Origin of the sequence: Carboxydocella sp. ULO1 (assembly GCF_002049255.1) — a bacterium.
Lineage (GTDB): Bacteria > Bacillota.
The window spans coordinates 1-419 of sequence record NZ_BDLQ01000134.1 but is presented as its reverse complement, the minus strand read 5'-3'; the positions used below and the strand labels follow the sequence as shown (position 1 = coordinate 419).

The following is a 419-nucleotide window of genomic DNA, read 5'->3' as shown; positions in this document are numbered from 1 at the left end:
AAAAATCCATTAAAATGTCCATGTTGTGGGCAGGAGATGGAGTTATGGAGGATATGGCATTACAAATATGGAACCATATGGTCATTTGAGAAGGATGGGGTGATTTACATTGATGAAAAAGAAAAGAAAAAACGAAATGGCCGAGATAGAAGATCTACTGCTGGACTGGGAGCTTCCCTTCGAAGGACAGAAAAAGGAAACCTATTACAATTATCATTGTCAGAAATGTGGATATAAAGAGGAAGTGCCAGCATTTATCGTAGATGAGATGAAAGCTATGGACAAATTAGATAACCTGGGCTCATCAGGAATGCCAATTTTGGAATGTCCTTATTGTCCTGGAGGCATGGTTTATAAAGGAGAAAAAGAGTAGGCATTGCGGCTTACTCGTTTAAGTCGCCCGAAGGGCGAATTTGTTC

Annotated in this window: 1 protein-coding gene; it reads left to right on the top strand. The window is 40.1% G+C overall.

Going from position 1 to position 419, the window contains the following annotated elements:
• Positions 1-112: 112 nt before the first annotated feature.
• The gene (locus ULO1_RS13995) at positions 113-373 is read left to right on the top strand and encodes a hypothetical protein (protein ID WP_079933780.1); all 261 of its coding nucleotides are present in this window, start codon (positions 113-115) and stop codon (positions 371-373) included.
• The last annotated feature ends 46 nt before the right edge of the window (positions 374-419 follow it).

Bases quoted from the DNA above. Each gene is read 5' to 3' on its own strand.
- ULO1_RS13995 (WP_079933780.1), top strand. From the start codon at position 113: ATGAAAAAGAAAAGAAAAAACGAAATGGCCGAGATAGAAGATCTACTG.